Source organism: Phenylobacterium sp. (assembly GCF_035569475.1).
GTDB lineage: Bacteria > Pseudomonadota > Alphaproteobacteria > Caulobacterales > Caulobacteraceae > Phenylobacterium.
This window is the reverse complement of sequence record NZ_DATMNA010000107.1, coordinates 59,787-80,709: the sequence shown is the minus strand read 5'-3', so window position 1 is coordinate 80,709 and position 20,923 is coordinate 59,787. Positions and strand designations below refer to the sequence as shown.

General features: G+C 69.8%; 24 protein-coding genes. 18 read left to right on the top strand and 6 right to left on the bottom strand.

Annotated features, from left to right (window positions below; translation table 11 throughout):
• Positions 1–6: 6 nt before the first annotated feature.
• Entirely contained in the window at positions 7–1,254 is a 1,248-nt protein-coding gene (locus VNW53_RS17460; protein WP_325557126.1) for an MFS transporter, read from the top strand.
• Entirely contained in the window at positions 1,251–2,462 is a 1,212-nt protein-coding gene (locus VNW53_RS17455) for an MFS transporter (protein ID WP_325557125.1), read from the top strand. Before VNW53_RS17460 ends, VNW53_RS17455 begins: the two co-directional genes overlap by 4 nt.
• On the opposite strand, the gene VNW53_RS17450 is transcribed toward VNW53_RS17455, so the two are convergent.
• On the bottom strand, positions 2,459–2,647 hold the full coding sequence (locus VNW53_RS17450; RefSeq protein WP_325557123.1) for a hypothetical protein: 189 nt from the start codon (positions 2,645–2,647) through the stop codon (positions 2,459–2,461). The genes VNW53_RS17455 and VNW53_RS17450 overlap by 4 nt on opposite strands.
• A 451-nt stretch (positions 2,648–3,098) precedes the next feature.
• On the opposite strand from VNW53_RS17450, the gene VNW53_RS17445 reads away from it, so the two are divergent.
• The 5 genes from VNW53_RS17445 to pheT all read left to right on the top strand — a co-directional run bounded on the left by VNW53_RS17445 (position 3,099) and on the right by pheT (position 7,880).
• Entirely contained in the window at positions 3,099–3,449 is a 351-nt protein-coding gene (locus tag VNW53_RS17445; protein WP_325557121.1) for a DUF4279 domain-containing protein, read from the top strand.
• 139 nt (positions 3,450–3,588) lie between these two features.
• The gene (gene rpmI / locus VNW53_RS17440; RefSeq protein ID WP_293375785.1) at positions 3,589–3,792 is read left to right on the top strand and encodes a 50S ribosomal protein L35; all 204 of its coding nucleotides are present in this window, start codon (positions 3,589–3,591) and stop codon (positions 3,790–3,792) included.
• A gap of 13 nt (positions 3,793–3,805) precedes the next feature.
• A complete protein-coding gene (gene rplT / locus VNW53_RS17435; protein ID WP_293368646.1) occupies positions 3,806–4,162 on the top strand; it encodes a 50S ribosomal protein L20 in 357 nt (118 codons plus the stop codon).
• Positions 4,163–4,390: 228 nt separating this feature from the next.
• Positions 4,391–5,500 carry a phenylalanine--tRNA ligase subunit alpha gene (gene pheS, locus VNW53_RS17430; protein WP_325557119.1) on the top strand — a complete coding sequence of 370 codons (1,110 nt, stop codon included), beginning with the start codon at positions 4,391–4,393 and terminating at the stop codon, positions 5,498–5,500.
• A 10-nt stretch (positions 5,501–5,510) separates the two neighbouring features.
• Complete coding sequence (gene pheT / locus VNW53_RS17425) at positions 5,511–7,880, top strand: phenylalanine--tRNA ligase subunit beta (protein ID WP_325557117.1); 2,370 nt, start codon at positions 5,511–5,513, stop codon at positions 7,878–7,880.
• Here pheT and VNW53_RS17420 read toward each other — a convergent pair.
• The 4 genes from VNW53_RS17420 to VNW53_RS17405 all read right to left on the bottom strand — a co-directional run bounded on the left by VNW53_RS17420 (position 7,877) and on the right by VNW53_RS17405 (position 10,004).
• Complete coding sequence (locus tag VNW53_RS17420) at positions 7,877–8,320, bottom strand: SRPBCC domain-containing protein (protein WP_325557115.1); 444 nt, start codon at positions 8,318–8,320, stop codon at positions 7,877–7,879. The genes pheT and VNW53_RS17420 overlap by 4 nt on opposite strands.
• On the bottom strand, positions 8,317–8,757 hold the full coding sequence (locus VNW53_RS17415; RefSeq protein WP_325557114.1) for an SRPBCC domain-containing protein: 441 nt from the start codon (positions 8,755–8,757) through the stop codon (positions 8,317–8,319). Before VNW53_RS17415 ends, VNW53_RS17420 begins: the two co-directional genes overlap by 4 nt.
• A gap of 39 nt (positions 8,758–8,796) precedes the next feature.
• Positions 8,797–9,120, bottom strand: a complete 324-nt coding sequence (locus VNW53_RS17410) for a metalloregulator ArsR/SmtB family transcription factor (RefSeq protein WP_325557113.1) — start codon at positions 9,118–9,120, stop codon at positions 8,797–8,799.
• A 158-nt stretch (positions 9,121–9,278) separates the two neighbouring features.
• Positions 9,279–10,004, bottom strand: a complete 726-nt coding sequence (locus VNW53_RS17405; protein ID WP_325557112.1) for a DUF1134 domain-containing protein — start codon at positions 10,002–10,004, stop codon at positions 9,279–9,281.
• 163 nt (positions 10,005–10,167) lie between these two features.
• On the opposite strand from VNW53_RS17405, the gene lepA reads away from it, so the two are divergent.
• Together lepA and VNW53_RS17395 are read left to right on the top strand one after the other, a co-directional pair.
• Complete coding sequence (gene lepA, locus VNW53_RS17400) at positions 10,168–11,973, top strand: translation elongation factor 4 (RefSeq protein WP_325557111.1); 1,806 nt, start codon at positions 10,168–10,170, stop codon at positions 11,971–11,973.
• 1 nt (position 11,974) lies between these two features.
• Entirely contained in the window at positions 11,975–12,358 is a 384-nt protein-coding gene (locus VNW53_RS17395) for a hypothetical protein (RefSeq protein ID WP_325557110.1), read from the top strand.
• Here the strand turns inward: VNW53_RS17395 and VNW53_RS17390 are convergent.
• Positions 12,330–12,737 carry a DUF2784 domain-containing protein gene (locus tag VNW53_RS17390; protein ID WP_325557109.1) on the bottom strand — a complete coding sequence of 136 codons (408 nt, stop codon included), beginning with the start codon at positions 12,735–12,737 and terminating at the stop codon, positions 12,330–12,332. The genes VNW53_RS17395 and VNW53_RS17390 overlap by 29 nt on opposite strands.
• A gap of 91 nt (positions 12,738–12,828) precedes the next feature.
• On the opposite strand from VNW53_RS17390, the gene VNW53_RS17385 reads away from it, so the two are divergent.
• From VNW53_RS17385 to VNW53_RS17345, 9 genes are all read left to right on the top strand, one after another.
• On the top strand, positions 12,829–12,966 hold the full coding sequence (locus VNW53_RS17385) for an entericidin A/B family lipoprotein (protein WP_325557108.1): 138 nt from the start codon (positions 12,829–12,831) through the stop codon (positions 12,964–12,966).
• Positions 12,967–13,083: 117 nt separating this feature from the next.
• Positions 13,084–13,479 carry a DUF983 domain-containing protein gene (locus VNW53_RS17380; RefSeq protein ID WP_325557107.1) on the top strand — a complete coding sequence of 132 codons (396 nt, stop codon included), beginning with the start codon at positions 13,084–13,086 and terminating at the stop codon, positions 13,477–13,479.
• 69 nt (positions 13,480–13,548) lie between these two features.
• Positions 13,549–13,701: a DUF3309 family protein gene (locus VNW53_RS17375; RefSeq protein ID WP_325557106.1), complete on the top strand. Its 153-nt coding sequence runs from the start codon at positions 13,549–13,551 to the stop codon at positions 13,699–13,701.
• A 64-nt stretch (positions 13,702–13,765) separates the two neighbouring features.
• Positions 13,766–15,079, top strand: coding sequence for an MFS transporter (locus VNW53_RS17370; RefSeq protein ID WP_325557105.1), 1,314 nt, complete (start codon positions 13,766–13,768; stop codon positions 15,077–15,079).
• Positions 15,072–15,842 (top strand): DUF599 family protein, encoded by a 771-nt coding sequence (locus tag VNW53_RS17365; RefSeq protein ID WP_325557104.1) that lies wholly within the window; start codon positions 15,072–15,074, stop codon positions 15,840–15,842. Before VNW53_RS17370 ends, VNW53_RS17365 begins: the two co-directional genes overlap by 8 nt.
• 50 nt (positions 15,843–15,892) lie before the next feature.
• Positions 15,893–16,234: a YciI family protein gene (locus tag VNW53_RS17360; RefSeq protein ID WP_325557103.1), complete on the top strand. Its 342-nt coding sequence runs from the start codon at positions 15,893–15,895 to the stop codon at positions 16,232–16,234.
• A 12-nt stretch (positions 16,235–16,246) separates the two neighbouring features.
• A complete protein-coding gene (locus tag VNW53_RS17355; protein ID WP_325557102.1) occupies positions 16,247–17,476 on the top strand; it encodes an RNA polymerase sigma factor in 1,230 nt (409 codons plus the stop codon).
• Positions 17,477–17,574: 98 nt separating this feature from the next.
• Positions 17,575–19,350, top strand: a complete 1,776-nt coding sequence (locus VNW53_RS17350; RefSeq protein WP_325557101.1) for a feruloyl-CoA synthase — start codon at positions 17,575–17,577, stop codon at positions 19,348–19,350.
• Entirely contained in the window at positions 19,350–20,891 is a 1,542-nt protein-coding gene (locus VNW53_RS17345; RefSeq protein ID WP_325557100.1) for an acetolactate synthase large subunit, read from the top strand. Before VNW53_RS17350 ends, VNW53_RS17345 begins: the two co-directional genes overlap by 1 nt.
• The last annotated feature ends 32 nt before the right edge of the window (positions 20,892–20,923 follow it).

Below are 20,923 nucleotides of genomic sequence, written 5' to 3'. Positions count from 1 at the left end.
CCGCCCATGTCCGACACTGCGCCGCGGGAGGCGTCGACGCCGTCCCAGTGGGCCGCGCCGTCGCTGATCGCCGTCATCTTCATCAACATGCTGGGCTTCGGGATTATCGTCCCGTTGCTGCCCTTCTATGCCAAGTCGATGCACGCGGCGCCGTGGCAGATCGCACTGATCTTCTCGGCCTACGCCATGGGCGGTTTCTTCGGCGAGCCGTTCTGGGGGCGGCTGTCGGACCGCTATGGGCGAAAGCCGCTGCTGATCTCGACCATCAGCGGCAACTGCCTCTGCTACCTGGCGCTGGCGTTTGCGCCCAATGTGCTGGCCGCCTTCGTGATCCGCTTCCTGGGCGGGCTGATGAGCGGCAACGGGGCGGTGATCCAGGGCTATATCGCCGACGTCACCCCGCCGGAGCGCCGGGCGCGGATGCTGTCGCGGCAAGGGGCGGCGTGGAACGTCGGCATGATCGTGGGGCCCGCGGTGGGCGGCGCCTTCGCCCACACCGACATGGGCCCGATCGGCTTCCGCATCCCGCTGTTCATCGCCTCGGCGCTATCGGCCGTTGCGGTGACCGGCATCATCCTCTTCATCCGCGAGAGCAAGATCCGCGACCAGTCGATCAGCCATAGGCCCAGCCGCTGGGCGGCGATCGGCGAGGCCGTGCGCAGCCCGGTGATCGGGCGGCTGATGCTGCTGACCTTCCTGGTAGGCTTCGCCTTCACCGGCATCGAGTCCACGTTCGGCCTGTGGGGCCAGGCGCGGTTCGGCTGGGGCCCCCGGCAGATCAGCATCTGCTTCGCCGCCGTCGGCCTGGTGGCCGCGCTCACCCAGTTCTTCGTCACGGGGCCGCTGTCGGAGCGGTTCGGCGAGGGCCGGATGCTGGCCATCGGCATGGGGGTGAACGCCCTGGGCTCGCTGCTGCAGCCGTTCTCCACGGGCCTGGTCATGACCACGGCGTTGATGTGCGTGACCGCCATCGGCCAGTCGGTGGCCTGGCCCAACGTGGGCGCGCTGATCTCGCGCACCGCCGACCCGCATCGGCAGGGGCAGATCCTGGGCCTCAACAACGCCGCCGGCGCCTTCGCGCGGTTCGTGGGACCCCTGTCGGCCGGCCTGACCTTCGCCAACGTCAGCATCCATGCGCCCTTCATCCAGGGGGCGCTGATCGTGGCGCCGGCGATCCTCTTGGCGCTCAGCGCCGCGCGCCGGGCGCCGCCGCGCACCGTCCAGGGCCACGTGGGCGCGGAGGCGGCGTCGTGAGCCGTCTCGCCACGCCGGAAGCGGCCGCCGAGCGCAGGGCGCTGATCGTCCTGCTGGCGGTGATCTATCTGATGATCGCGGGGTTCGGCCTGGTGATCCCGCTGCTGCCGTTCTTCGCCAAGGCCTTCAACGCGCCGGCCTGGCAGGTCACGATGATGTTCTCGGCCTTCTCCTTCGGCCAGTTCCTGGGCGAGCCGTTCTGGGGCCGGCTGTCGGACCGGATCGGCCGCAAGCCGGTGCTGATCGTCACCATCGCCGCGGTGGCGGTCAGCTATGCGGCGCTGGCCTTCGCGCCCAACATCTGGGCCGCCTTCGCCATCCGTTTCGCCACAGGCATTTTCGCCGGCAACATCTCGACCCTGCAGGGCGCGATGGCCGACATCACGCCGCCCGACAAGCGCGCGGCGCGGATGGGGATCATGGGCGCGGCCTTCAGCGCCGGCTTCACCACCGGGCCGGCGATCGGCGGCCTGCTGGCCCAGCCCAGCCGCGGCGCCCTGGGGTTCCAGCTTCCGCTGCTCGTCGCCGCGGGGTTCGCCGTCGCCTCGGCCCTGGCGGTGGTGGTCTTCGTGCGCGAGAGCCGGCCCGAGCCGTCCGCCCTGCGCCCGCACCGCCCGCGCATCGAAGGGCTGAAGGAGGCCTGGGCGCACACCGTCATCGGCCGCATCCTGGCGATCAGCTTCATCGTCGTGGTGGGCTTCGCCGGCATCGAGGCCACCTATGGCCTCTGGACCCAGGCGCGGTTCGGCTGGGGGCCAAGGCAGATCGGCCTGGCCTTCATGGGCATCGGCCTGCTGGGCGCCTTCTGCCAGGGCTACCTGTCCGGCCGCCTGGTCCGCCGCTACGGCGAGCCACGCACGCTGACCGGAGGGCTGGTGCTGATGGGCCTGGGCCTGGTGGTGCAGTGGCTGTCGCCGGTCTGGCCGATTGCGATGGCCGGGTTCGCCCTGGTCTGCATCGGCCAGTCGATCTGCTTCCCGAACCTGACCGCGCTGATCTCCCAGGCCGCCCCGCCCGACCGGCAGGGCGAGATGCTGGGCCTCAACATGAGCGGCATGGCGCTGGCCCGCATCGGCGGCCCGGTGCTGGCGGGCGAGCTGTTCTCAGTGGCGGTGGGCGCGCCGTTTGCGGTGGCGGCGCTGCTGATCCTGCCGGGGCTCTGGTTCGCGGGGCAGGTGCGGCGGCGCGCTCCGCGATTGGCGGCCTAGGCTTTGATGTCGACCAGGTTGCCGACGCCCGGCGGCTTGGCGGCCGACGGCGAGCTGGTGCTTCCGTCCTTGTCGCCATCGCTGTCGGTGGCGGACGTCACGGGGGGCTTGGAATTGCTGACCGGCGCGGCCGGGGTCACCGGGATGGAGGGCGGGGTCTGGCTGAGGGGAGAGATGCTCGACATTCTGTAGGGCTCCAAAGGCCGCGGTCCACGACCTAAGCTGGACCATAGGAGAACGCGCTTAATCGGCCGTTCAGGCGGGCAAAAATTTTCGGAATGGGCCGGAACGCCGGACCCGCGGGTCATCCGCAAGTGCGCGAAGCGGCGTACCGTCGCCAGACAGGCGACCGAGTAAGTTCTTGGGTCCGGTCTTCGCGCGCCGCGAAACCGGGACAACGCGCGGGTTCAGGACAGGAGCATCGTCCGATGCTTCCGGGGCTTAAATCTCACGGTTGATGCGAGCCTTGGCCTCTCGGCAAGTCAAGGAGCGGCCCTTGGCCGCCCGCATGGCGGCGGCGCTCCGCGCCGTCCTTGAGTTGCCGGGAGGCCAAGGCAGACTGGCCGCCATGAGATTTATGGCTAGATGTGGCCGATGGCCTCAATCAGCGCCCACCTAACCGTTTGGACGAGTGCGTTGACGGTCCACGACTTGGCCTCAACGCTCGGTCCCGAAGGCCGCGTGAGCTTCCAGGGAGATTTGCGCACGCCTCCGCGCCCCGTGCCCAAGGCAAACGGCTGGTCCATTCAGGTCTGGGATGACGACAGCACTGACCCCTCAGCCGTGCTTGAGCAGCTTCTGCAACAAATCGCGCCTCTGAAGGCTGTGATCGAAAGGTTGAGAATGGAGGCGCCGGACCTTGACGTTTGGGTCGGCGTGACCATTCGGCCACCCATGCCGATCCTGCCGCTCCATTTCGTCGCAGAGCAAATGGACGCCGTTGCGGCTCTGGGCGCATCGTTCGATATCGACTACTTCGACGAGTAGGCGATTGCGCCTCGGCCCCGCCTTGCATTTCCCGCCTGTTTCCCCTACTAACCCGCCCCTTCGGAGCCGCCTGGCCCATGGCATGCCAGGGCGGCTCATCAATACGCCAGAGGACGGGGCTTCATCGCTCCGCAGTGAAATGCCGAAACTGAAGACGAAGTCGGGCGCTAAAAAGCGCTTCAAACTTACTGCGACCGGGAAGATCAAGGCCGGTGTGGCCGGCAAGCGCCACCGCCTGCTCTCCCACAACGCCAAGTACATCCGTCAGAACCGTGGCACGAAGGTGATGAGCGCCTCCGACGCGAAGATCATCAAGATCTTCCTGCCCTACGGCCTGTCTTAAGGAGCTCTGACAGATGGCTCGCGTCAAAAGGGGCGTCACCGCCCACGCCAAGCACAAGAAGGTTCTCGAGCAGGCCAAGGGCTTCTACGGGCGCCGCAAGAACACCATCCGCACCGCCAAGGCGGCCGTGGACAAGGCCGGCCAGTACGCCTACCGCGACCGCAAGGTCCGCAAGCGTCAGTTCCGCTCCCTGTGGATCCAGCGGATCAACGCCGCGGCCCGCGAAGAGGGCATGACCTACGCCCGATTTATCCACGGCCTTGACCTGGCCGGGATCGAAATGGACCGCAAGGTCCTCGCGGATATCGCGGGCGCCGACCCAGCCGCTTTCAAGGCCATCGCAGAGAAGGTTCGCGCCGCGCTGGCTTGATCGCCCGGAGCATTGGCTCCTGAAGCAATCTCAAAGCCCTTCGGCCTGAACCGCCGGAGGGCTTTTTGCTATGCGCCCTCCTTCCCTTTCGATCGTCATGGCCGGGCTTGTCCCGGCCATCCATAAACCTGTCGTCTGTGATTTAGCCTGGATCGTCAGCGCGTATGGATCCCCGGGACAAGCCCGGGGATGACGGAATGGATGAAAGTGCTCTAGGACACCGCCGACATGACTGACCTTTCGAAACTCGAATCCGCCAACACTGCGATCATCGGCTCAGCGACGACGGTCGCTGATCTTGAGACCGCCCGCATCGAAATCCTCGGCAAATCGGGGAACGTCACACTTCAACTCAAGACGCTCGGCTCGATGAGCGATCAGGAACGCAGAGAACGGGGTCCGCTCGTCAATCAGCTGCGCGATCGAATGATTGAGTACATCGCTCGCAGGAAAGCCGAACTTGAGGCGGCCGAACTCGACACCAAGCTCGCCGCCGAACGGGTGGACCTGACCCTGCCGCCGCCGCCGGAACGCCGCGGCCGCGTGCATCCGACCATGCAGGTGCTGGACGAGATGATCGCCATCTTCGCCGAGATGGGCTTCGGCCTGGCGGAAGGCCCCGACATCGAGGACGACTTCCACAACTTCACCGCGCTCAACTTCCCGCCGAAGCATCCGGCGCGGGAGATGCACGACACCTTCTGGCTGCCGCAGGACGCGCACGGCGAGCGCAAGGTCCTGCGCACCCACACCAGCCCGGTGCAGATCCGCACGATGCAGCGGACCAACGAGAAGCTGCCCGGCTGGATCGCCAACGGTCAGGAGCCGCCGATCCGCGTCATCGTGCCGGGCCGCACCTACCGCTCGGACAGCGACGCGACCCACACGCCCATGTTCCACCAGATGGAGGGCCTGGTGATCGACAAGGCCATCCACATGGGCCACCTGAAGTGGACGCTCGATACCTTCATCGGGCGCTTCTTCGAGACGCCCCTGGTGGAGACCCGCTTCCGGCCGCACCACTTCCCGTTCACCGAGCCGAGCGCCGAGATGGACGTGCGCTGCGACCGCTCGGGCGGCGACGTCAAGATCGGCCAGGGTGACGACTGGATGGAGATCGTCGGCTGCGGGATGGTGCATCCCAATGTGCTGCGCAACTGCGGCCTCGACCCCGACGTCTGGCAGGGCTTTGCCTTCGGCTTCGGCATCGACCGGCTGGGGATGCTGAAGTACGGCATGCCCGATCTGCGCGACATGTTCGCGTCCGACGTGCGCTGGCTGGAGCACTACGGCTTCTCGGCCTTCGCCGCGCCCAATCCCGCCACCGGCCTGAGCTGAGGAGAGCGACATGAAGTTCACGCTTTCCTGGCTCAAGGAGCATCTCGAAACCGACGCCACGGTCGATCAGGTCGTGGACGCCATGACCATGGCCGGCCTGGAGGTCGAGCATGTGGAGAACCCGGCGGCCAAGCTGGCGGCCTTCTCCGTGGCCAAGGTCGTCGAGGCCGTGCAGCACCCCAACGCCGACCGCCTGCGGGTCTGTCAGGTGGATACCGTGGACGGGCGCAAGGAGATCGTCTGCGGCGCGCCCAACGCGCGGGCGGGGCTCACCACCATCTACGCCCCGATCGGCGCCTATGTGCCGGGCAGCGGCATCACCCTGGAGGCGCGGCCGGTGCGCGGCGTGGTCTCCAACGGCATGCTCTGCTCGGGACGCGAGCTGGAGGTGGACGCCGAGGCCGACGGCATCGTCGAATTGCCGGACAGCCTGGCGGTGGGCCTCAGCGCGGCCGAGGCCTTCGGCCTGGAGGCGGTGATCGACTTCGAGGTCACGCCCAACCGGCCCGACTGGCTGGGCGTAGTCGGCATCGCCCGCGACCTGGCCGCGGCCGGTTTGGGCAAGCTGAAGGATACGTCCGTCGCGGCGGTCCCCGGCCACGGGCCGACCACGCTGGAAATCCGTGTCGACGGCGACGCCTGCCCGGTGTTCGCCGGGCGGCTGATCAAGGGCGTCAGGAACGGCCCCTCGCCCGCCTGGCTGCAGCGCAAGCTGACCGCCGTGGGTCTGCGCCCCATCAGCGCCCTGGTCGATATCACCAACCTGATGTCCTACGACCGCTGCCGGCCCTTGCACGTCTATGATGCGGCCAAGCTCACCGGGGGCTTCATCGAGGCGCGGCTAGGCAAGCCCGGCGAAAAGCTCGAGGCCCTGGACGGCAAGACCTATGAGGCCGGGCCCGAGGTCTGCGTGATCGCCGACGGCTCCGGCGCCATCGGCCTGGGCGGCGTGATGGGCGGCGAGAGCACAAAGGTCAGCGAGACCACCACCGACGTCTTCGTGGAGAGCGCCTACTTCGACCCGATCCGCACGGCGCAGACGGGGCGGACGCTCGGCATCACCTCCGACGCCCAGTACCGCTTCGCCCGCGGCGTCGACACCGGCTTCGTGGTCCCCGGCCTGGAGCTGGCCACGCGGCTGATCCTCGACCTCTGCGGCGGCGAGCCCTGCGAGGTCCGCGTCGCCGGCCACGCGCCCGCGCCGCCGGCCGCCATCGCCTTCGACCATGCCTATGTGAAGAAGCTGTCCGGCCTCGACGTCGGCAGCGCGCGGATCGACCAGATCCTCGTCGACCTCGGCTTCGAGGTGCGTGGCGAGATGGTGACGCCGCCCACCTGGCGCCGCGATGTGGACGGCAAGGCCGACCTGGTCGAGGAGGTGGCCCGCATCGAGGGCTTCGCCGCCCTGCCCGCCGAGCCCCTGCCCGAGATGGCCCGGCAGGCCGGCGGCGTGCTGACCGTGCGCCAGACCCGGATGCGCAATGCCCGCCGCGCGCTCGCCGCCCGCGGCTACGCCGAGGCCGTCACCTGGAGCTTCATGCGCACCGAGTGGGCGAAGCAGTTCGGCGGCGGCGACGAGACGCTGCGGCTGACCAATCCGATCGCCTCGGACCTCGATTGCATGCGCCCCTCGATCCTGCCGAACCTGATCGAGGCCGCCGCCCGCAACGCCCGCCAGGGATTCGCCGACGCGGCGCTGTTCGAGGTGGGCCCGACCTTCAAGGGCGACCAGCCCGCCGACCAGTTGACCGTCGTGACCGCCTTGGTGGCTCCGCACCCGCCGCGGAGCTGGGCGGGCGCGCAAGCCGATCCGCTGTTCCGGCTGAAAGCCGACCTGATGGCCCTGCTGGAGGAGATGGGGGCGCCCAACCTGCAGATCGTCCAGGGCCAGGCCTCGCCCTGGTGGCATCCCGGCCGCTCGGCCCGCCTGCAGCTGGGCCCAAAGAATGTGGTCGCCGAGTTCGGAGAGCTGCACCCCGCCATCCTGAAGGCGCTGGACGCTGAAGGGCCGATGCTGGCCTTCGAACTGGACCTGGGCGCGATCCCGGAGCCCAAGAAGAAGGCCACCAAGACCAAGCCGGCGCTCTCGCTGTCGCCGCTGATGCCGCTCGGCCGCGACTTCGCCTTTCTGGTGGATCAGGCGACGCCGGCCGGCGAACTGGTCCGGCCGATCCTGGGTGTGGACAAATCGCTCATCGCCGACGCCCGCGTCTTCGACGTCTACCAGGGCAAGGGCGTGCCGGAGGGGCAGAAATCGGTCGCCGTCGAGGTCACCGTCCAGCCGACGGAGAAGACCCTGACCGACGCCGAGATCGAGGCCCTGTCGGCCCGCATCGTCACCGCGGCGGAGAAGGCGGTGGGGGCGAAGCTCAGAAGCTAGGCGAGGCCCGCGAGCACCCGCTCCAGGGCGCCGACGAGGTGCGCCCAACCGCCCTTCATGGACTCGAAGATGCCGTCGTCCACTCCGGCGCGGAAGCCGGAGTGCTCCAGGCGCAGCCGCGTTCCGCCCGCCTCCGGCGTCAGGGTCCAGGCGACAAGCGTGTCAATGCCGCCCGGCTTTTCGTCGCCCGACAGGGTCTGGCGCCAGGCCAGGCGGACCCCGGGCTCCAGCTCGACCACCTCGCAGTCGAAGACCCCGTTCCAGCGCCCCGGGACGGGCGAGGCGCGCAGGTTGAAGCGATGCCCGATGCGCGGCTCGAAGTCGTTGCGCATCAGCCACTCGGCGATCAGGTCCGACTGGGTCAGCGCCCGCCAGACCTTTTCCGGCGGATGCGGCAGCAGCCGGTCGACGACGATAGCCTGGGTCTCGGTCACGCTCATGGCTGTTCACCCGCCACCCGCTCCAGGCCGGCGACCATCTTGCGCCAGCCGAAACCTGCGCCCTGGAAGAAGGGCTCGTCCTGCGGACGAAAGCCCGCCTGCTCCATGGAAACGTGGGTCCCGCCGTCGGTTGGCGTGAGGATCCAGGTGACGACGGTCCTGACCCCGCCGGCCGCCTGTTCGCCCGAGGCGCTCCAGCTATAGACCAGCCGGGTCATGGGCTCGACCGCCAGCACCTCGCAATCGGTCACGCCGTTCCAGCCGCCCTGGGGCGTGGCGCGGAAGTTGAACCTGTGGCCGACGATCGGCTGTAGGTCCGTCTCCATCAGCCACTCGCTGACGAGGGCGGGGTTTGTGAGGGCGCGCCAGACCTTCTCCGGCGGGTGCGGCATCAGGCGCTCGACGATGACCGAGCGGCTGGCGGGGATATCGTTCATCGGGCGGTCCTTTCAGGCGAATTCGAGATGATGGGCATCCTATTGATCCATCCTCTTCAGCAGGTCTTCCAGGCGGTCGAAGCGCTCGCGCCAGAAGACGGCGTAGAGGGCCATCCAGTCGATCAGCGGCTTCAGGCCCTGCGGCGCGGCGGCGTAGCGGATGAACCGCCCGTCCCGCCGCTCGGTGACCAGCCCCGCCTGTCGCAGCACCGCCAGGTGCTGCGACACCGCCGGCTGGGACACGCCCGAGCCCGCCACCAGGTCGCTGACCGCCAGTTCGCCCTCGCCCGCCAGCCGCTCGAACACCGCCCGCCGCGTGGGATCAGCCAGGGTGCGGAACAGGTCGGGGGCTTGCGGCGTCATGCCGCCATATAAGTTCATACTTATGCAATGAGTCAAGCTTCAATCCCACCCGTCGGCGCGACGTCGGGCGCAAATGGACCCACCGCGGCGATCAAGCGCCGTGGTCTGGTCAGGCTCAGCTCATGCCCCGGCCTGCGCCGGGACGAGCGGATCGGAGATCAGAACGGGATGATGCTTCGCCGGCGCGAATAGGCGAGGTAGCCGATGTTGGCGCCCAGGCGGAAGCCGACGCCGGCGCGGATCGGCGCCAGGATGATGTCGTTGGCCCGCTGGTAGTTCACGCCCAGACCGCCGATGAAATAGGCCGACCCTTCCACGCCGGGGAACCGCTGGAAGATGTCGCGGGGATCGTCCAGCATGTAGCAGAGGGTGAACACCCGGCTGGCGTTGCCGCCGAAGTCCCAGCCCACCGACGGGCCCTGCCAGAAGACCTCCATCGGCTGGCGGCCCTTCATATAGAGCAGGCCGCGGCCGTAGCGCGCGCCGACGCCGATGGCGCCGGAGCCTTCTTCGCCGGCGATGTAGGCGGTCGGCCGGCCGTTGTTCTTGAAGACCCGCTCCACCGCGCCGCCGGCCGATTCCGCCGTGACGCCCATGAAGTCCGAGACCGAGTGGACGATCTCGTCCTCGGAGTAGGTCTGCGGCTGGTCGGGCCGGCCGGACGTGTCGGTGGGGCCTGCGGTCGGATAGCTGGGCGTGGAGTTCGGCGGCGGCGGCGCCTGGGGGGCGGGCTGGGCCTGGGCCACCTCGGTCTGGGCGGGCTGGGCCGCGGGCGCGGCGGCGTCGCGCTTGCGCGCCGGGGGCAGCAGGATCGGCTCGGCGTGCGCAAGACGCGCGGCGCCCAGGGTCATGAGCCCCGAAGCGATAAGGGTTCGACGGTCCATCGGGCGCAAAGTCCTCCTCAGGCCAAAGATTTCAGCTCCGCCCAGATGCCTGATGCACTGTATCGCCTTAACGCCCGATTAACCGTGTTTCGCCGCCGTCACGTTCGCGTGCGCGGGCGTCGCTCTCGCGGACGCGAAGGAATGTGCTAGACGCGGGCGCAACATGACGACCCCGCTTTCCCACATCCGCAATTTCTCCATCGTGGCGCACATCGACCACGGCAAGTCGACGCTCAGCGACCGGCTGATCCAGGAGACCGGCGCGCTGACCCAGCGCGAGATGACCGAGCAGGTGCTCGACAACATGGAGATCGAGCGCGAGCGCGGGATCACCATCAAGGCCCAGACCGTGCGCCTCTCCTACAAGGCCGACGACGGCGAGACCTATGTCCTCAACCTGATGGACACCCCCGGCCACGTGGACTTCGCCTACGAGGTCTCCCGCAGCCTGGCCGCCTGCGAGGGCTCGATCCTGGTGGTGGACGCCTCCCAGGGCGTGGAGGCCCAGACGCTGGCCAACGTCTACCAGGCCATCGACAACAACCACGAGATCGTGCCGGTCCTGAACAAGATCGACCTGCCGGCCGCCGAGCCTGAGCGGATCCGCCAGCAGATCGAGGACGTCATCGGCCTGGACGCCTCGGACGCCGTCCTGACCTCGGCCAAGACCGGCGCCGGCATCCACGAGCTGCTGGAGGCCATCGTCCACCGCCTGCCGGCCCCCAAGGGCGACGTGAACGCGCCGCTCAAGGCGCTGCTGGTCGACGCCTGGTACGACGCCTACCTGGGCGTGGTGGTGCTGGTCCGCGTCATCGACGGCACGCTGAAATCCGGCCAGCGCGTGAAGATGATGCAGCAGGGCTCGACGCACCTGATCGACCGCATCGGCGTCTTCAACCCCAAGCGCACCGAGGTCGAAGCGCTCGGCCCCGGCGAGATCGGCTTCATCACCGCCCAGATCAAGGAAGTCGCCCAGGCCGCGGTCGGCGACACCATCACCGACGAGAAGCGCCCCGCCGAGGCGGCCCTGCCCGGCTTCCGCGACGTGCAGCCGGTGGTGTTCTGCGGCCTCTTCCCGGTGGACGCCGCCGACTTCGAGGACCTGCGCGCCGCCATCGGTCGCCTGCGCCTGAACGACGCCTCGTTCAGCTACGAGATGGAGACCAGCGCGGCGCTGGGCTTCGGCTTCCGCTGCGGGTTCTTGGGGTTGCTGCACCTGGAGATCATCCAGGAGCGCCTCTCCCGCGAGTTCGACCTCGACCTGATCGCGACGGCGCCCAGCGTGATCTACAAGATCACCCTCAACGACGGCTCCGTGGTCGAGCTGCACAACCCGGCCGACATGCCCGATCCGGTGAAGATCGCCACCATCGCCGAGCCCTGGATCAAGGCCACCATCCTGACCCCGGACGAGTACCTGGGCAGCGTCATCAAGCTCTGCCAGGACCGCCGCGGCTCGCAGCGCGAGCTGAGCTACGTCGGCTCCCGCGCCCTCGTGGTCTACGACCTGCCGCTCAACGAGGTGGTGTTCGACTTCTACGACCGGCTGAAGAGCGTCTCCAAGGGCTACGCCTCCTTCGACTACCAGATCGAGGACTACCGGGTGGGCAACCTGGTGAAGATGTCGATCCTGGTGAATTCCGAGCCGGTGGACGCGCTCTCCATGCTGGTCCACGCTGATCGCGCCGAAGCGCGCGGCCGCGGCATGGTCGAGAAGATGAAGGACCTGATCAGCCCGCACATGTTCCAGATTCCGATCCAGGCGGCGATCGGCGGGCGGATCATCGCGCGCGAGACGGTCCGCGCCCTGCGCAAGGACGTCACCGCCAAGTGCTACGGCGGCGACATGAGCCGCAAGCGCAAGCTGCTCGACAAGCAGAAGGCCGGCAAGAAACGCATGCGCCAGTTCGGCAAGGTGGAGATCCCGCAGGAAGCCTTCATCGCCGCGCTGAAGATGGACGCCGACTAGGATGAGCGCCGCCCGCCGCCTGCCGCCCCTGGCCGCCGCCTTCGTCGCGGTGAGCGTGTTGGCGGCGACGGCGGCCGCGGCGCAGCCGGCGCCCGGCGTGATCACGCCCCTGCACCCGGTGGTCTACGACATGGAGACCCTGCGCACCGGCCCCCTGCCGCAGGAGTTCGTCAAGCAGATGGAGCCGCTGCACACCTTGCAGGCGGTCGAGGACCTCTTGAAGCAGAACCGCGTCGCCTTCGCCTGGTCCCGCGGCCCGATGAGTTCGGCGACCATGCCGCCGGACCTTGTCCGGGCGATCGACGCCCTGCCCCCGCACGAGGTCTTCGTGGCGCCCCAGAGCAACGGCGGCTGGGTCATGGGCGTGGTGCTGGCGAGGCGCTGAGGCGGCGCGGCGGAACGGCGAACCACAGCGCCACCACGGCCGCGAACAGCGCCAGGTAGATCGCCGCGAATCCCCAGATCGGCAGCGGCCAGTAGATCGCCCGCTCGACCCACCGCTGGACCAGCGGCGGGGCGGCGGCGGCGCCGGTGAGCCGGTCCTGCCAGACGGTCAGGAAACAGGCGCGGCCCAGCGCAGCCTGAACGGCCACCAGCGCCCAGGAAGCGATGTGCAGCGCCCGCCACCAGCCGATCCGCACCCAGCGCCAGTTCAGCGCCACGCCGACCGGGATCACGATCAGGCCCGCGACATTGAAGACGATCACCCCCAGATGCAGCGCCAGAATGGCCTGGGCCAGGAGTGCGGCGGCGGACGGCGTCATGGCGCCAGTCTGCGCCGCCAGCGGGCGACACCAAAGCTTGACTGCCGGCTTTCCAGCGGCGAAATGCCTGGAAAGTCGAAGGGGAATTTCCATGCGTAAACTGATCGTCCTTGGCGCAGCGGCCATGGCCCTGCTGGTGGCAAGCTGCAACACCGTCGCCGGCGTCGGCAAGGACGTCGCGGCTGCCGGCCACGCCGTCACCCAGACCGCGGACGACGCCAAGAAGTAGCCGCCGGCCTTCGCGGCCCAAAGCGCACGGACAGGGCGAAAATAAATCGCACCCGCGGGTGCGGCCGATCGCGCGCGCGCCTTTTCTTCCGCGGGCCAAGCGCCCATATGACGGGCCATGGCAGAGATCGTTTATCCGCTGCGGCGATCGGTGTTTCGCGGCTTGGCCGGCCACTGCCCGGCCTGCGGCAAGGGCCCGCTCTTCTGGAAGTACCTGAAGGTCAACGGCCGTTGCGAGGTCTGCGACACCGACCTCGCGCGCTATCCGGCCGACGACGGCCCGGCCTATGTGACCATCCTGCTGATCGGCCACCTGGTCGTGGCGCCGATGCTGTTCTTCTCGGTCGTCTGGAAGTCGAACCCGCTCTATTCCTTGCCGATCATCCTGGCCGCGCTCGCCGCCCTGACCCTGACCGTGCTGCCACGGGTGAAGGGCGGCTGGATCGGGTTGATGTACTCGCTGGGGGTCAAGGACACCGACGCCCACCTGCATACCGCCGATCTCGCAGACTAGGTTTCCGCCGGAACCTCCACCATAGCCGTCCGTTGCTCTGGCCTCGGATGTCACACGGAGGAGAGACGCGTGGGCCTAATCCTGATCATCATCCTGATCCTGCTGCTGGTCGGCGCCCTGCCGACCTGGGGCCATTCCCGCAACTGGGGCTATTTTCCCAGCGGCGGCCTCGGCCTGATCCTGGTCATCATCGTCGTTCTGGTGCTGCTCGGACGCATCTAGCTCCGCCGGCCCTGACGTAGCGATCAAACTCGCCTAGCATCCCGCCGAGCAATCGGGGGGATGCATGGCTGAAGGCGCAGCGACGGCGGGGGTGACGGAGCGGATGCCGCCGCTGAAGCGGATCAAGGCGATCCTCGGCGGCTCGGCCGGAAACCTCGTCGAGTGGTACGACTGGTTCGCCTATTCCTCGACCAGCCTCTACTTCGCCGCCCACTTCTTCCCCAAGGGCGACGCGGTCGCCCAGCAACTGCAGACCGCGGCGATCTTCGCGGCGGGCTTCGTGGCCAGGCCGGCGGGCGCCTGGCTGATGGGGGTCTACGCCGACCGCCGGGGCCGGCGCGCGGCGCTGACCCTTTCGGTGGCGCTGATGAGCCTGGGCTCCTTCGCCATCGCCGTCCTGCCGACCTACGCCACCATCGGCGTGCTGGCCCAGCTCGGCCTGCTGGCCGCGCGCCTGGTCCAGGGCCTGTCGCTGGGCGGCGAGTACGGGGCGAGCGCCACCTACATGTCGGAGATGGCCGGCCGCAGGCATCGCGGCTTCTGGTCGTCGTTCCAGTACCTCAGCCTGATCGGCGGCCAGGTCGCGGCGCTGTTCGTGCTGGTCATCCTGCAGCACGTGCTGTCGAAGGCCGACCTCGCGGCCTGGGGCTGGCGCATCCCCTTCGCCATCGGCGGCCTGCTGGCCATCGTGGTGTTCTGGATCCGCACCGGCCTGGACGAGACCCGCGCCTACCTGCGCGAGACGGCCGCGACGTCGGAGCGCGGGCGCACCATGACCCTGATCCGCCAGCACCCGCGCGAGTTCGCCATCGTGCTGGTGCTGACCGCCGCCGGCTCCTTGGCCTTCTACGCCTACACGACCTACATGCAGAAGTTCCTGGTCAACACCGCGGGCTTCTCCAAGGACACCGGCACGGCGATCATGGCCGGCGTGCTGGTGCTCTACATGCCGATCCAGCCGCTGGTCGGGTGGCTCTCGGACATCGTCGGCCGCCGGACCACCATCGCCGTCGGGCTGGGCCTCGGCGCGCTCGCCACCTATCCGGTGATGACCGCCATCTCGCATTCCACCTCGGCGCTCGCGGCGTTCGGCCTGATCATGATCCTGATCCTCTGCCACTCCGGCTATTCGGCGGTGAACGCGGTGGTGAAGGCCGAGCTGTTCCCGGCTCACGTCCGGGCGCTGGGGGTTTCGCTGCCCTATGCCCTGGCCAACGCCCTGTTCGGGGGCACGGCGGAATATGTCGCGGAGTGGCTGAAGCAGGCGAAGATCGAGAGCGGCTTCTACATCTACATCGCCGCGGTCATGATGGCCGGGGCCATCGCCGCTGCCCGCCTGCGCAACACCAACGTCACCAGCCTGATCGCCGATGATTGACCTCGACACCCTGAACCTGGCCGCGGTCGTCCTGTTCGCGATCTGCTGGCTGTTCTACCAGCCGATGCTGACCCTGCTCGGCCGCCGCGGCGGGGCGGTGATCAACACCGACCTGGCCGTCGTGCGCGCCGCCTGGATGCACAACATGGCCCGGCGCAACGGACGGTTCATGGACGGCCAGCTCATGGCCCAGGCGCTCAGCTCGTCCTCCTTCTTCGCCTCCTCCAACCTGATCCTGATCGCGGCCACCGCGGGCGTGCTGTTCGGCGGCCAGTCGAGCTTCCGCAACGTCTCCAGCCTGGTGGTGATCAAGACCTCCTCGCGCCTGTTGTTCGAGTTCCAGTTGTCGCTGGTGCTGCTGACCCTGGCCCGCGGACTGCTCGACTTTATCTGGGGCATCCGCCAGCTCAACTATGTGCTGGCCGCCATCGGGGCGACGCCGGAGCACGCCGACGACGAGATCCACCACGCGTTCGGCGACGCGGCCGGACGGCTGCTGAACCCGGCGCTGCATTCGGTGAACTCCGGGGTGCGCGGCTATTATTTCGCGCTGGCCGCCGCCGCCTGGCTGTTCGGGCCGATCCCCTTCATCGTCGCCACCCTGGGTGCCATCACCCTGCTGGTCTGGCGCCAGCGCCGCTCGCCGGCCGCCTACGCCATCGCCGACCTGCGCAAGCTGATCGAGAGCTATTCGCCGCCCCGGCAGAACCCCGCGGGCCAGGCGGCTGTCGAATCCGATCCGGAACGCGCGTCTCTCCCGTGACGCGGCGGTTCGCGTCGGCCAAGCTGGCCGCAACCGGAGAGGACGAGACCATGCAATATCTGCTGATCATCTACGGCGATGAGGCCCTGCGCGACCAGGCGGTGATGCAGGAGATCATCGCGGCCCACATGCGCCTGGGCGCCGAACTGCAGGAGGCCGGCGCCATGGTCGGCGGCAACCGCCTGCGCTCGTCCGACACCGCCACCACCGTGCGCACCACCGGCGGCGTCCAGAGCCTGCACGACGGCCCCTACGCGGAGACCCGCGAACAGCTAGGCGGGTACTACCTGGTCGAGGCGCCGGACCTGGACGCGGCGGTCGCCTGGGCCAAGAAGATCCCCGGCGGCCCGAACTACGCCGTCGAGGTCCGGCCGATCTGGCCGGTGGGCTGAACGCGCCGCCGGATGGAGGCGGAGCGTATCCTGGAGGAAGCCGTGCGCGAGGCGGGCGACCGCATCCGCGCGGCGCTCGCCATGCGCTTCCGCGACCTGGACATGGCCGAGGAGGCCTTCGCCTTCGCCAGCCTGCGGGCCGTGGAGACCTGGTCGCGCGACGGCCCGCCGCGCGACCCGGCCGCTTGGCTCTATGCGGTGGGCCGAAGGCGGGCCTTCGACCTTGGCCGTCGGGCCAAGGTGCGCGCGGACGCGGTCCACGACACGCCGGAGCCGGAGCCCGACCCGGAGACCATCCTGATGGCGGCCTTCGAGCCGATCCCGGACGAGCGGTTGCGGCTGATCTTCGTCTGCTGCCACCCGGCGCTGGCGCCGGAGGCGCGGATCGCGCTGACCCTGCGCACGCTCTATGGCCTCTCGGCGGAGCGGATCGCGCGCGCGTGGCTGACCACCGAGGTCGCCATGCTTCAGCGCCTGACGCGGGCCAAGCGCAAGATCCGCGACTCCGGCATCCGCTTCGAGATCCCCAGCCCCGAGGCCTGGGGCGAACGGCTGGAGGCGGTGCTGGCCACCCTCGAGATCGCCTACGCCCAGGCCTATGAGGACGCCGCCGGCGCGGGCGACGCGGCGGACCTCGCGTCCGAGACCCTTCGCCTTTCCGGCCTGCTCGTGGAGCTCGCCCCGGAGGAGCCGGAGGTCCTGGGCCTGGCCGCCCTGATCCGCCTGACTGAGGCGCGCCGCCCGGCCCGACTGGACGAGACCGGAGCCATGACGCCGCTGTCCGAGCAGGACGTCGGCCTGTGGGACCGGCGGCTGATCGGCGAGGCGATGGCGCTGCTGCGCCGCGCCGCCGAGCTGGGCCGCAGCGGGCCCTATCAGTTGATGGCGGCGATCCATGCCGTCCACGCCACGCGCCTGGAGACCGGCTTCACGGCCTGGGCCAATGTGGTGGCGCTCTACGACGCCCTGCTGACGGTGCGGCCCTCGCCCATCGCGGCGGTCAACCGCGCCGTGGCGCTCGCCGAGGCGCAAGGGGCGGACGCGGGCCTGGCCGCGCTGAACGCCGTCGAGGGCCCCGGGCGGCTGGCGGCCTGGCTTCCCTACCAGGCCGCCCGGGCCGGACTGTTCGCCAAGGCCGGCCGCGACGCCGAGGCGGCCGAGGCCCTGCGCGCGGCCCTCGCGCTCCACCCCGCGCCGGCCGAGCGCCTGTTCCTGGAGCGGAGACTGGCCTCTCTGGGCTAGAGGTCGCGACTTCCAAACCTCCGCCGCTTGCGGGGGAGGTGTTTGAACGACGCGCCGAAGCGCTTCCCTTCGCGCCCGCCGCTTGGAATAAGGCTGCGATGGACGGCGAACTCAGAGCCACGACCGCGCCCTTCCGCGACCCGCGCTATGCGCCGCGGCGGCTGGAGGTGGAGGACCGCGGCGGCGGGGAATTGGTGCTGACCAACCCCACGCCCTATTCGACCCGCTTTGCGACCATGACCGCGCCCCTGGCCCATTGGGCGCAAGCCGCGCCGGGCCGGGTGTGGCTGGCGGAGCGCTCGGGCGCGGGCTGGCGCACGGTGACCTTCGGCGAGGCGCACGCGCAGGTCATGGCGCTGGCGGGCGGCCTGCGGTCCCTGGGCGTCGAGGGGCCGGGGCCGTTGCTGATCCTGGCGCACAACGGCGTCGACCATGCGCTGATCGCCTACGCCGCCATGAGCCAGGGCGTGCCCGTCGCGCCGGTCTCGCCGCAATACGGGCTGAAGGGGGCCAACCCCGAACGCCTGGCGCGGGCCTGCGAAGTGCTGAGGCCCTGCGCGGTCTACACCGACGACGCGGCCCTCTTCGCCGAGGGCCTGGCTTCGCCCCTGCTGGCCGGCCTGCCGGTGATCGCCTCGAAGAACGCCCGGCCCGGCGACATCGCCTTCGCCGAGCTTGTGCGCGGGCCCATCGCGGCGGCCGTCGCCAAGCCCTCCGACACCGCCAAATACCTGCTCACCTCCGGCTCGACCGGCCACCCCAAGGCGGTGATCTGCAGCCACGCCAATGTGACGCTGAACTCCGCCCAGATCACCGCCTGCTTCGACGACCCCGACCCGCCGGTGATGGTCAATTCCGCGCCCTGGAGCCACAGCCTGGGCGCCAATTCGATCCTGCACATGTCGGCCTATCGCGGCGGGACGCTGCACATCGACCACGGCCAGCCGACCGCCGCGCGCTTCGCCGAGACGGTGCGGAACCTCCGCGAGGTCTCGCCCACCTACCAGAACATGGTCCCCGCCGGCTGGATGCTGTTCGTCGACGAACTGGAGAAGGACGAGGCGCTGGCGCGGCGGTTCTTCGAGCGCGTGCGGGTGCTGCAGTACGGCGGCGCGGCGCTGGGCCAGGCGGTCGCCGACCGCATCCAGGCCGTGGCGGCGCGCACCGTCGGCGAGAAGATCAGCTTCGCCTCCGGCTACGGCGCCACCGAGACCGGCCCCACCGCCTGCAACGTCCACTGGCCCAACGAGGTCATGGGCCTGATCGGCCTGCCGGTCCCGGGGACCTCGGTGCGGCTCGTCCCGCAGGCCGGCAAGCTCGACTTCCGCGTGAAGGGGCCGCAGATCACCGCCGGCTACCTTGGCCTGCCGGAACGCTCGGCCGAGGCCTTCGACGACGAGGGCTTCTACATCCTGGGCGACGCGGCGCGGCTGGTCGACGCCGCCGACCCGGCCCGCGGCATGGTCTTCGACGGGCGGCTATCGGAGAATTTCAAGCTGGCCAGCGGGACCTTCGTCACGGTCGGCGACCTGCGGATCGGGGCGATCGGGGCGATCGGCGGGGCGGTGACCGACGCGGTGGTCTGCGGCGAGGGCCAGGAGGCCGTGGGCCTGCTGCTCTATCCCGACCCGCGGCTGGCGCCGGACGAGATCGCCGCGGCCGTCCGCAAGGGGCTCAACGCCTTCAACGCCCGGGCCCGCGGCTCCGGCGGACGGGTGGCCCGCGCGCTCGTGCTGCCCGACGCGCCCGACCCGGTCTCCGGCGAGATCACCGACAAGGGCTACATCGCCCAGGCCCTGGCCCGCCAAAGGCGCGGCGAGGCGGTCGCCCGGCTGTTCGCCGATCCTCCCACCCCTGACGTGATGGTGTTCTGATGAACGGCGCCGACGCCCTGCTCTCGACCCTGGTGGCCAACGAGGTCACCGCCTGTTTCGCCAATCCGGGCACCAGCGAGATGCAGTTCGTCGCCGCCCTGGATCGCAAGCCCCAGATGCGCCCGGTGCTCTGCCTGTTCGAAGGCGTGGCGACCGGGGCGGCGGACGGCTACGGCCGCATCGCCGGCAAGCCGGCCTGCACCCTGCTGCACCTGGGCCCCGGCTACGGCAACGGGGTCGCCAACCTGCACAATGCGCGGCGCGCCTTCACCCCGATCGTCAATGTGATCGGCGACCACGCCACCTATCACCGCCAGTACGACGCGCCGCTGAACTCCGACATCGCCACCCTGGTGAAGCCCAATTCGCTGTGGGCCAAGTCCGCCGACAGCCCGGACGCCGTCGCCGGGCTCGCCGCCGAGGCGGTGGCCGCCAGCTACGGCCCTCCGGGCGGCCCGGTGAGCCTGATCCTGCCCGCCGACTCCGCCTGGCTCCCGGCCCAGGGCGACCCGGTCATCGCCCAGAGGCCGGTGCGCCCGGCGCCGCCCGCCTCGGCGGTCGAGGCCGCCGCACGCGCCCTCAAGGCGGCCAAGAAGCCCGTCGTCCTGATCGGCGGCCAGGCCTGCCTCGCGGCCGGGGTCAGGGAGGCCGCCCGCCTGCAGGCCGCGGGCGTCACCGTCTACAGCGACACCTTCATCGCCCGGACCCCGCGCGGCGCCGGGGCCTTCGCGCCCAAGCGCATGCCGTACTTCGGCGAGATGGCCCTGGCCGAGCTCGATGGCGTCGACCTGATGGTCTACGCCGGGACCACCATGCCGGTGGCGTTCTTCGCCTATCCGAACCGCCCCAGCGTCCTGGTCCCCGAGGGCTGCGAGACCCGCACCCTTGCCGAGCGCGGCGAGGACGCCGTCGCCGGCCTCGCCGCCCTGGCCGACGCCCTCGGCGCGCCGAAGGAGGGGCCCAGCCAGCCCCTGAAGCTGCCGGACGCCGCCCCTGCCGGCGGGCTCAACGCCTACACGGTCGGAGCCTCCATCGCCCGCCACATGCCCGAAGGCGCCATCGTTTGCGACGACAGCGTCACCTCCGGGGCCGGCGTCGCGGCCGCGGCCGCCACCGCGCGGCCGCATGAGGTGCTGGCGCTGACCGGCGGGGCGATCGGCATCGGCCTGCCGCTGGCCATCGGCGCCGCGGTCGCCGCCCCGGACCGCAAGGTGCTGTCGCTCAACGGCGACGGCGCGGCCATGTACACGGTCCAGGCGCTGTGGACGATGGCGCGGGAGAACCTCGACATCGCCGTCGTGGTGTTCGCCAACAACAGCTATCGCATCCTCAACATCGAGATGACCCGCACCGGCGCGGGCGACGCCGGGCCGCAGGCCGCCAAGCTGCTGGGCCTGGGTGATCCCGCCATCGACTGGGTGTCCCTGGCCAAGGGCCTGGGTTTGCCCGCCGCGCGCTGCACGACCGCCGAGGAATTCGAAAAGGCCTTCGCCGGCGCCATGGCCCAGCGTGGCCCGATGTTCATCGAGGCTGCGATCTAGCTACCTCCCCATCGCGGCAGCGACGGCGGCAT

What these genes read in the sequence shown, in the direction of transcription:
- VNW53_RS17360 (WP_325557103.1), top strand. Translation starts at nt 15,893, where the DNA reads ATGCAATATCTGCTGATCATCTACGGCGATGAGGCCCTGCGCGACCAG.
- VNW53_RS17395 (WP_325557110.1), top strand. Translation starts at nt 11,975, where the DNA reads ATGAGCGCCGCCCGCCGCCTGCCGCCCCTGGCCGCCGCCTTCGTCGCG.
- pheT (WP_325557117.1), top strand. Translation starts at nt 5,511, where the DNA reads ATGAAGTTCACGCTTTCCTGGCTCAAGGAGCATCTCGAAACCGACGCC.
- VNW53_RS17380 (WP_325557107.1), top strand. Translation starts at nt 13,084, where the DNA reads ATGGCAGAGATCGTTTATCCGCTGCGGCGATCGGTGTTTCGCGGCTTG.
- rpmI (WP_293375785.1), top strand. Translation starts at nt 3,589, where the DNA reads ATGCCGAAACTGAAGACGAAGTCGGGCGCTAAAAAGCGCTTCAAACTT.
- VNW53_RS17415 (WP_325557114.1), bottom strand. Translation starts at nt 8,757, where the DNA reads ATGAACGATATCCCCGCCAGCCGCTCGGTCATCGTCGAGCGCCTGATG.
- VNW53_RS17450 (WP_325557123.1), bottom strand. Translation starts at nt 2,647, where the DNA reads ATGTCGAGCATCTCTCCCCTCAGCCAGACCCCGCCCTCCATCCCGGTG.
- VNW53_RS17350 (WP_325557101.1), top strand. Translation starts at nt 17,575, where the DNA reads ATGGACGGCGAACTCAGAGCCACGACCGCGCCCTTCCGCGACCCGCGC.
- VNW53_RS17345 (WP_325557100.1), top strand. Translation starts at nt 19,350, where the DNA reads ATGAACGGCGCCGACGCCCTGCTCTCGACCCTGGTGGCCAACGAGGTC.
- VNW53_RS17405 (WP_325557112.1), bottom strand. Translation starts at nt 10,004, where the DNA reads ATGGACCGTCGAACCCTTATCGCTTCGGGGCTCATGACCCTGGGCGCC.
- rplT (WP_293368646.1), top strand. Translation starts at nt 3,806, where the DNA reads ATGGCTCGCGTCAAAAGGGGCGTCACCGCCCACGCCAAGCACAAGAAG.
- VNW53_RS17370 (WP_325557105.1), top strand. Translation starts at nt 13,766, where the DNA reads ATGGCTGAAGGCGCAGCGACGGCGGGGGTGACGGAGCGGATGCCGCCG.
- VNW53_RS17355 (WP_325557102.1), top strand. Translation starts at nt 16,247, where the DNA reads ATGGAGGCGGAGCGTATCCTGGAGGAAGCCGTGCGCGAGGCGGGCGAC.
- VNW53_RS17385 (WP_325557108.1), top strand. Translation starts at nt 12,829, where the DNA reads ATGCGTAAACTGATCGTCCTTGGCGCAGCGGCCATGGCCCTGCTGGTG.
- VNW53_RS17365 (WP_325557104.1), top strand. Translation starts at nt 15,072, where the DNA reads ATGATTGACCTCGACACCCTGAACCTGGCCGCGGTCGTCCTGTTCGCG.
- lepA (WP_325557111.1), top strand. Translation starts at nt 10,168, where the DNA reads ATGACGACCCCGCTTTCCCACATCCGCAATTTCTCCATCGTGGCGCAC.
- VNW53_RS17410 (WP_325557113.1), bottom strand. Translation starts at nt 9,120, where the DNA reads ATGACGCCGCAAGCCCCCGACCTGTTCCGCACCCTGGCTGATCCCACG.
- VNW53_RS17460 (WP_325557126.1), top strand. Translation starts at nt 7, where the DNA reads ATGTCCGACACTGCGCCGCGGGAGGCGTCGACGCCGTCCCAGTGGGCC.
- VNW53_RS17390 (WP_325557109.1), bottom strand. Translation starts at nt 12,737, where the DNA reads ATGACGCCGTCCGCCGCCGCACTCCTGGCCCAGGCCATTCTGGCGCTG.
- pheS (WP_325557119.1), top strand. Translation starts at nt 4,391, where the DNA reads ATGACTGACCTTTCGAAACTCGAATCCGCCAACACTGCGATCATCGGC.
- VNW53_RS17420 (WP_325557115.1), bottom strand. Translation starts at nt 8,320, where the DNA reads ATGAGCGTGACCGAGACCCAGGCTATCGTCGTCGACCGGCTGCTGCCG.